The sequence below is a fragment of the Nostoc sp. LPT genome (genome assembly GCF_017115165.1).
In the GTDB taxonomy this organism is placed as follows: Bacteria; Cyanobacteriota; Cyanobacteriia; order Cyanobacteriales; family Nostocaceae; genus Nostoc.
The window spans coordinates 1-7,240 of the sequence record NZ_JABXKF010000183.1 but is presented as its reverse complement, the minus strand read 5'-3'; the positions used below and the strand labels follow the sequence as shown (position 1 = coordinate 7,240).

General features: G+C 41.6%; 8 protein-coding genes. 6 read left to right on the top strand and 2 right to left on the bottom strand.

Translation table 11 applies throughout. The annotated features are described in order from the left end of the window. Positions 1–584 (top strand): hypothetical protein (locus HWQ58_RS36165; protein WP_292873383.1); only part of this gene is annotated, 584 nt, incomplete at its 5' end. An 8-nt stretch (positions 585–592) separates the two neighbouring features. Beyond that, complete coding sequence (locus HWQ58_RS36160; protein WP_292873381.1) at positions 593–748, top strand: hypothetical protein; 156 nt, start codon at positions 593–595, stop codon at positions 746–748. Between the two features lie 167 nt (positions 749–915). Here the strand turns inward: HWQ58_RS36160 and HWQ58_RS36155 are convergent, their stop codons facing one another. Next, positions 916–1,290 (bottom strand): hypothetical protein, encoded by a 375-nt coding sequence (locus tag HWQ58_RS36155; protein WP_292873379.1) that lies wholly within the window; start codon positions 1,288–1,290, stop codon positions 916–918. 129 nt (positions 1,291–1,419) lie between these two features. On the opposite strand from HWQ58_RS36155, the gene gatB reads away from it, so the two are divergent. The 3 genes from gatB to HWQ58_RS36140 all read left to right on the top strand — a co-directional run bounded on the left by gatB (position 1,420) and on the right by HWQ58_RS36140 (position 4,413). After that, positions 1,420–2,895, top strand: a complete 1,476-nt coding sequence (gatB, locus tag HWQ58_RS36150) for an Asp-tRNA(Asn)/Glu-tRNA(Gln) amidotransferase subunit GatB (RefSeq protein ID WP_292873377.1) — start codon at positions 1,420–1,422, stop codon at positions 2,893–2,895. Positions 2,896–3,305: 410 nt separating this feature from the next. Next, positions 3,306–3,611, top strand: a complete 306-nt coding sequence (locus HWQ58_RS36145) for a hypothetical protein (RefSeq protein ID WP_292873375.1) — start codon at positions 3,306–3,308, stop codon at positions 3,609–3,611. Beyond that, positions 3,553–4,413 (top strand): transposase, encoded by an 861-nt coding sequence (locus tag HWQ58_RS36140; protein WP_292873385.1) that lies wholly within the window; start codon positions 3,553–3,555, stop codon positions 4,411–4,413. The genes HWQ58_RS36145 and HWQ58_RS36140 overlap by 59 nt, the downstream gene beginning before the upstream one ends. Before the next feature lie 231 nt (positions 4,414–4,644). Here HWQ58_RS36140 and HWQ58_RS36135 read toward each other — a convergent pair whose 3' ends face one another. Beyond that, the gene (locus HWQ58_RS36135; RefSeq protein ID WP_292873373.1) at positions 4,645–5,244 is read right to left on the bottom strand and encodes an MBL fold metallo-hydrolase; all 600 of its coding nucleotides are present in this window, start codon (positions 5,242–5,244) and stop codon (positions 4,645–4,647) included. A 255-nt stretch (positions 5,245–5,499) separates the two neighbouring features. Here HWQ58_RS36135 and HWQ58_RS36130 point away from each other — a divergent pair, with 255 nt between their 5' ends. After that, the gene (locus HWQ58_RS36130) at positions 5,500–6,678 is read left to right on the top strand and encodes an aminotransferase class I/II-fold pyridoxal phosphate-dependent enzyme (RefSeq protein ID WP_292873371.1); all 1,179 of its coding nucleotides are present in this window, start codon (positions 5,500–5,502) and stop codon (positions 6,676–6,678) included. Positions 6,679–7,240 lie beyond the last annotated feature (562 nt).

Below are 7,240 nucleotides of genomic sequence, written 5' to 3'. Positions count from 1 at the left end.
CAGAAGGTAATAGTTCAGGATTTGAAGTACCGACTCTTATTAAAACTGTTGCTGATAGTGGTGATTATTTTATTGGCGTTGATACCAATGGATTACTGTATAAAATCACTAAAGCTGATCTATTAGCAGGATTATCTAGTGGTGGAATATCTAGTGGTGGAAGCAGTCAACCAACTTCCTTTGCTGTGATGCCAGAAGACTTGATACTTGTTTCCGGTGTAGCTCAAACACTAAGTTCTAGCGGTGCTTATACAACCACTGGAAGAGTGGCATTTCAAGATCCATCCGCAATAAACGATAGTCGCAAATTTACAAGGTCACTCTCTGCGGGTAACTATACGCTGACAATACTTACTAACACTGGTTCTCAGTTCGGGAAAGTAAAACTTGAAATTGACGGTGTACTAGCGTTTGATGATGTTGACCTCTATGCCGGTGGAATATCTCTAAACGTTCCCGTTGGTAGGACAATATCTATTAACAGTAGTGGTAGTCATGAATTTAAGTTTACTGTTTACGGTAGAAATGCTAACGCATCGGATTATTATTTTTCTGTTCAGCAGATTACTGCAACTAAACTTTAATCTCTGATATGCCAGCAGTAACTTACGCCGATCCAACTACTACTAGAACCCCACTACACTTTGATGTGATGCCACCTTCTAAACAGGCATCACCAATAGTAAATCCTCCAGCAAAGACAAAAGAATTATTTGGTGAAGAAAAGGCTGAAAGGAAACAAATTTAAGCATTTCTTCAAAAGCAGCATGAGTCAAAAATCCATGATTAATTTGCACAAGTATTTATTCCCTGCTTCCCACCCTGCAAGAGTTTTCACCCCTCACTGCACTATGCCCATTACCTTCTAGCAGGCGTTGATAATGTACAGGCGATCGAGCACTGTTTTCCCATGTGCTATCCCAGTTTACTCGCTGGGGATTCAGGACAATCTGGTGCCATATCAGGTCTGGATTGTCTTGCATACATGAAGCGACGTTTAATCACTCGCGACAAACATAAAAGCCGGGGAAAATCCAAAAAAATTACCGTGTCTGCAACCGATAAACGAACGTCAAGAGTACCACCATAGTTACCATCCATAATCCAAGATTCTCGTCGGGTTAAGTCTTGAATTATGCTCTGCCATTCAGTTTTTGGAGTCTCAACCCAACCAGGATTCCAGTAGCAAGCATCCAAGTGAATCACTTCTAAATCTAAGATGTTTCCCAATTCGCGGGCTAGGGTAGATTTACCAGCACCCCCAGAACCAATGATTAAGATTTTCTTCACCTTAAATGTGCATCTCCCTTTTCAAGCTCAAGAGGTAAGCATTGCTCACCCAAATAACCGTCTTCAGGGCAACTCAAGACGCCGCTACAATAGTACCACTACAAGGATTATGCCCAAATTATTGATATTATGACCACTGCTACGACCGTAAAAACTGAGTATGAAGCGATTATTGGTTTAGAAACTCATTGTCAGCTGAGTACCAACACCAAGATTTTCTCTAATAGCTCTACGGCATTCGGTTCTGACCCTAATACTAACATTGACCCGATTTGTATGGGTTTACCTGGGGTCTTACCTGTACTCAATCAAAAAGTATTAGAATACGCCGTCAAAGCTGGTTTGGCACTGAATTGTCAAATCGCTAAATATAGCAAGTTTGACCGAAAACAGTATTTTTATCCAGATTTGCCGAAAAATTACCAAATTTCTCAATACGACCTACCGATCGCAGAACATGGTTGGTTAGAAATTGAGTTGGTAGATGCTGAGGGGAATCCGATTCGCAAACGCATTGGCATTACGCGTCTGCACATGGAAGAAGACGCTGGAAAATTGGTACACGGAGGTAGCGATCGCCTTTCTGGTTCTTCCTATTCTTTAGTAGATTACAATCGCGCAGGTATCCCGTTAGTAGAAATTGTTTCAGAACCTGACTTGCGTTCTGGACTTGAAGCTGCTGAATATGCCGAAGAGTTGCGTCGGATTGTCCGATATCTCGGCGTGAGTGACGGCAATATGGAACAAGGATCTCTGCGCTGTGATGTCAACATTTCCGTGCGTCCGGTGGGACAAAAGGAGTTTGGCACCAAGGTAGAAATTAAAAACATGAACTCCTTCAGCGCCATCCAACGGGCGATTGACTACGAAATTGAACGCCAAATAGCTGCAATCGAAGCAGGCGATCGCATTATCCTAGAAACTCGTCTCTGGGAAGAAGGCGCTCAACGCACAAGTAGTATGCGGGTGAAAGAAGGTTCTAGCGATTACCGCTACTTCCCCGAACCAGATTTAGCACCAATTGAGGTGTCAAATGAACAATTAGAGCAATGGCGTAGCGAACTCCCAGAATTACCAGCCCAAAAACGCCATCATTATGAAAGTGAGTTGGGACTTTCGGCTTACGATGCGCGAGTGTTGACAGAAGATCGTTCAATAGCCGAATATTTTGAAACTGCGATCGCATCTGGAGCAAATCCCAAAGCTGCTGCCAACTGGATTACTCAAGATATTGCAGCCCACCTCAATAAGCAAAAACTCACTATTACTCAAATCGCCCTAACTCCCACCAATTTAGCAGATATTATCACTCGCATTGAAACGGGCAAAATTAGCAATGCTCAAGCTAAACAAAAGTTGCCAGATTTGCTTAGTGGTATTTCTCCTGAGAAAGCCTTTGCCGGACAAGAGTTAATCACCGATCCTAGCGTATTGGAACCGATTGTTGATGAAGTCATAGCTGCCAACTCTAAAGAACTAGAAAAATATCGCAACGGTAACACTAACCTCAAAGGCTTCTTTGTCGGACAAGTTCTCAAAAAGACAGGCAAACGTGCCGATCCTAAGCTGACTAACGAATTGGTCGAGAAAAAACTGAACGCCTAGAGTATCTATCAAGCTAACAATGCTTGGTGAGCAAGCAAAAGGTGCAGAGGGGCACAGGTGCACAGGAGCAGGGGACAAGGGGGACAAAGGGATGAGGGGGACAAGGAGGTCAGAAACAAATTCCTATATCTCCCTTATCTCCCCCCTCTCCCTTATCTCTTCTCAATGCCTAATTCTCCAACTAAGTATTTTCCCGGTCTTGCTTCACACAATCTTCATATAAAAACTGGTGACAACCCTCATACGTAAAATGATATGCTGTGGTAAGTAGATGCACCCTGATGATCTGGAGAGCTGCCTAAGTAGCTCTCTTTTTTATTTTATTTTCGTGGTATTTACGGATAAACTTCAAAAAATTTGAGAAGTAATCTTAATAAATAAGTCTAATTTCAGTGCCAAGGTTGATCAATATGCGTCAAGTTGAAAAGCACGTAATCAAAGAAGGACATGAATGGTTTGATTATTGCACTGACATTACCACTATTTTCCGACAGCTTTACAACACTGCTCAATTCACGCAACGTCAGGGTTTTTTTTATGGCTGGGGGACTCAAACACAAGCTAGTTTAGACGCTTTATTTAAGCAAAACGAGAACTACAAAGCAATGAAGCGCGAAAGTAGCCCAACTTGTTTTAAAGCAGAATGCAGACGCTTGGATTGCTTACTACAAAGCATTATCAGCTTACGAAATGTCCACGAGTTTATTCACAGGTAGACCCAAACCACCTAGCTATGTTGAGGATAAAAACTTAATTAAGTTCAATAATCAAGCAATTGGTAAAAGAGAATTTAATAAAGGTTTGGTTGTCCCATCAATGTCGCCAATCAGGATTACAATCAAACCTGGACTGAAGTTTGATGACTTGTGCGAAGTACGAATTATCCCTAAAACCGGATGCTTCGTTATCAAAATAGTTTATGAGATTCCAGAGTTTTCACAGTTCTTTTGTAGTTTAAATACTGGGTTGAATGCGGCAATAGACATTGGTTTAGATAATCTAGCGACAATTGTTTTTAACGATCTAGAAATACAGCCAATTATTGTAAACGGCAAACCATTGAAATCAGCAAACCAGTTCTACAACAAGCAGGTTGCCAAGTTTTGGGGAATTCTTGCCAATGGTAAAGGGAAATCAAGAAGAATTGCAAACATCGTCCGTAACCGCAATCAATTTGTAGATTCATATTTACATCAGTCCACAAAAATGATTGCGGATAAATTTCTATCTCTTGGCGTAACTCACGTATCAATCGGAAAGAATGAACAATGGAAAACACGTCTTAATTTAGGGAAGCCTACAAACCAAAACTTTACCCAAATACCACACGCTAAATTTATCGAGATGCTGACTTATAAATTAGAGAGAGTCGGCATCACCGTCAAGGTTGCTAAAGATTGCTACACCAGCAAGAGTTCTGCCATTGATTGGGACATTATCCCTTTTTTTTTGCCCCGACAACAAGGTAAAACACACCTTCTCAGGAAGGCGCGTCAAAAGAGCGTGGTATGTCAGTAAAGAATGTCAGCGAACAAGGTGAAAACTTGTTAGGTGGTAAGCACATCCTTTCTAAAGCTGAGGAGTAAAGTAGTAAACCTACTGTTTTAGGAATTGTGTAAAATAATTCCTCTGACCTGATGCTATTAACCCTTCATTTGGATGAAGGGTTTTGAAACCTAAACTTTCAGTTACCCTGAAAGTATTGCCTCAACTCCCCCAACATTCAAACCGACGATCGCCCCCACTCATTTACAATGTCGCTACAAGATCCTGCAAGCGATCGCGTCCATCCCGAAAGACGGGCCAACCATCCCCCACCAGCACTGCTTCTACCCGACTCAGTTGAGCCAACCTGCGAACAGAAGCAACAGCCTCCTTTCGATTCAGCAGCTTGTCATCTGGTAAAATCGTTAAGCTACCTGCTTTACGTGCCCGTACTAAATCCCCTGTAATTAGAGTTGTCTCCTCTAGTAACAAAGCCAACTCACCGGGAGTTTTCGAGCCTTGGAGCTCAATCACCTCCAGTCCTGGCACAAATTCTTCACCATCAGATAGCCAGCGATCGCAAGGTATAGGAAAAGTGTCTTTTTCTGCTATGGGGCCTGCAATCTTAGCATAAGTTTGATCGGCAATTTCTTTACTTGCCCTGATATGCTCAGAATTCGTCAGCACAATCCAAACCACACCGCCGAGGGATTTTAGATGATTCCAATCATGGTTTGATAGGGCTACTGGGTCAATCAAGATGTTGCCATCTGCGCGAATCCAGGCAATCCCATTGAAATCAATATTTCTTGCCGGATTGAAATTAGACCAGCTATACAGATCGGGACGGTGCAAAGATTTCATGATGATTCTGGATCAGTACTTCAATAATTGACTATTAATCTCAATAATTCAGTATATAGATATATAAGGGCATTGGGCATTGGTTATTCTGCTTGTCCCACTCATCTCCCCCACTCCCTCATCTCTCCTGCCCCGGCTCCTTCCCTCTGGATCTAGAATTTGAGTATACTACGATAAATCTATCAATATTATGGTTTTTGTCTGGGTTACAGAAATTCCTGGATAACGGCAATAACGATCAACGGAGGTATAGGGGTGAGTAAGATTGGGCGGCAAAAAATATCAGCGAAGGCAGAACAGTTTACAGAGTCTGTGATTCGAGAAATGACCAGGGTGGCACTGCAACATGATGCAGTAAATCTGGCGCAGGGATTCCCTGATTTTCCTTGTCCCTTGGAGTTGAAACAGGCAGCATATCAGGCAATAGAGGCAGATGTTAATCAGTATGCCATTACTTGGGGCGATCGCCCATTTCGTCATGCGATCGCTAACAAAGTCCGTTGGTATCTCGGCTTAGATATCGATCCCGAAACCCAAATCACCGTTACCTGCGGTTCCACAGAAGCAATGGCATCTGTGATGCTGGCGACAGTCGATCCGGGTGACGAAGTAATTGTATTTGAGCCATATTACGAAAACTACGGCCCCGATGCGATTTTAGCTGGTGCTATACCCCGTTATGTGACACTGCATCCTCCTCATTGGACATTTGATGAAGCACAGTTGCGTCAAGCTTTCAATGCCAATACCAAAGCGATTATTATCAACACACCCCACAACCCTACAGGTAAAGTCTTCAGCCGTGAAGAACTCACCCTAATTGCTGAACTTTGTCAAAAATGGGATGTGTTAGCGTTCACTGATGAAATCTATGAACATATTCTCTATGACGGCACTCAACATATTGCCCTAGCGACCCTTCCCGGAATGGAAGAACGCACCGTTACTATTAACGGTTTATCCAAAACTTATAGCGTCACCGGATGGCGAGTCGGCTACATTCTGGCAAACCCCGAATTGACAGGAGCGATTCGCAAAGTCCATGATTTTCTCACCGTTGGCGCACCTGCACCATTGCAACGAGCCGGAGTTGCCGCCATGCAATTGCCACCATCCTATTATGAAGAACTAGGCAAGCTTTATCACCAGAAGCGAGACAGCATTTTACAAATTCTAGACCAAGTTGGGATTCCCTATTTCGTTCCCAAAGGAGCCTATTATGTTCTTGCAGATATTTCCAAATTTGGCTATAAAACAGATGTTAAATTCACTTACCATCTGATTAAAAATATCGGTGTTGCTGTAGTTCCCGGTTCCAGCTTTTTTAGTCAACCAGAAAAAGGACATTCATTGATCAGATTTTGCTTTAGCAAAAGACCTGAGACATTACAAGCAGCGAGCGATCGCTTACTCAAATTGCAATCAAATCTATAACCGACATCATATCTTATGTAAGTTGTGAAAATTACATTTTTGAGGAAATTTTGTTTTAAGTGCAGTTGAAATTCCATTATGAATTATGAATTTTTCAGGACATATATATTCAAGTTAATAGAAGTTAATAAAAAGCAGGTTAATATAAATTTACAAATGCTTAGTTTAGGCATTCATTTGTTAAAAACAATAACATTATTTTCGAGTTAAATTTAACTCTAACTTTTGATCCCCGATATAAAGTTGACTTGCCAAATAAAACCACACTTGTAAATGAGGGTTTATAAGCCTTAATTTATAGTATTTCCCAGAAAAACAACACCAACCTAGTGTAGAATGGCTTCAATTTACCGGTAATTATATCGGGATAGTAGGCTTAAAAATTCTGGATTAAAAACCCCATTGACTCTTTAAAAGGATAAGACTAATGTGATGAGTAGTCCTTTCAAGGACACTATTTTATGCATCAAAAAATCAGGAGGTATTTCCGATGATGATGATGATGACTGATATCATGTCCGGATAATCGCTTACGATAAAAGTAGTGAGTGCAAAGATGAGT

Bases quoted from the DNA above. Each gene is read 5' to 3' on its own strand.
- HWQ58_RS36160 (WP_292873381.1), top strand. From the start codon at position 593: ATGCCAGCAGTAACTTACGCCGATCCAACTACTACTAGAACCCCACTA.
- gatB (WP_292873377.1), top strand. From the start codon at position 1,420: ATGACCACTGCTACGACCGTAAAAACTGAGTATGAAGCGATTATTGGT.
- HWQ58_RS36145 (WP_292873375.1), top strand. From the start codon at position 3,306: ATGCGTCAAGTTGAAAAGCACGTAATCAAAGAAGGACATGAATGGTTT.
- HWQ58_RS36135 (WP_292873373.1), bottom strand. From the start codon at position 5,244: ATGAAATCTTTGCACCGTCCCGATCTGTATAGCTGGTCTAATTTCAAT.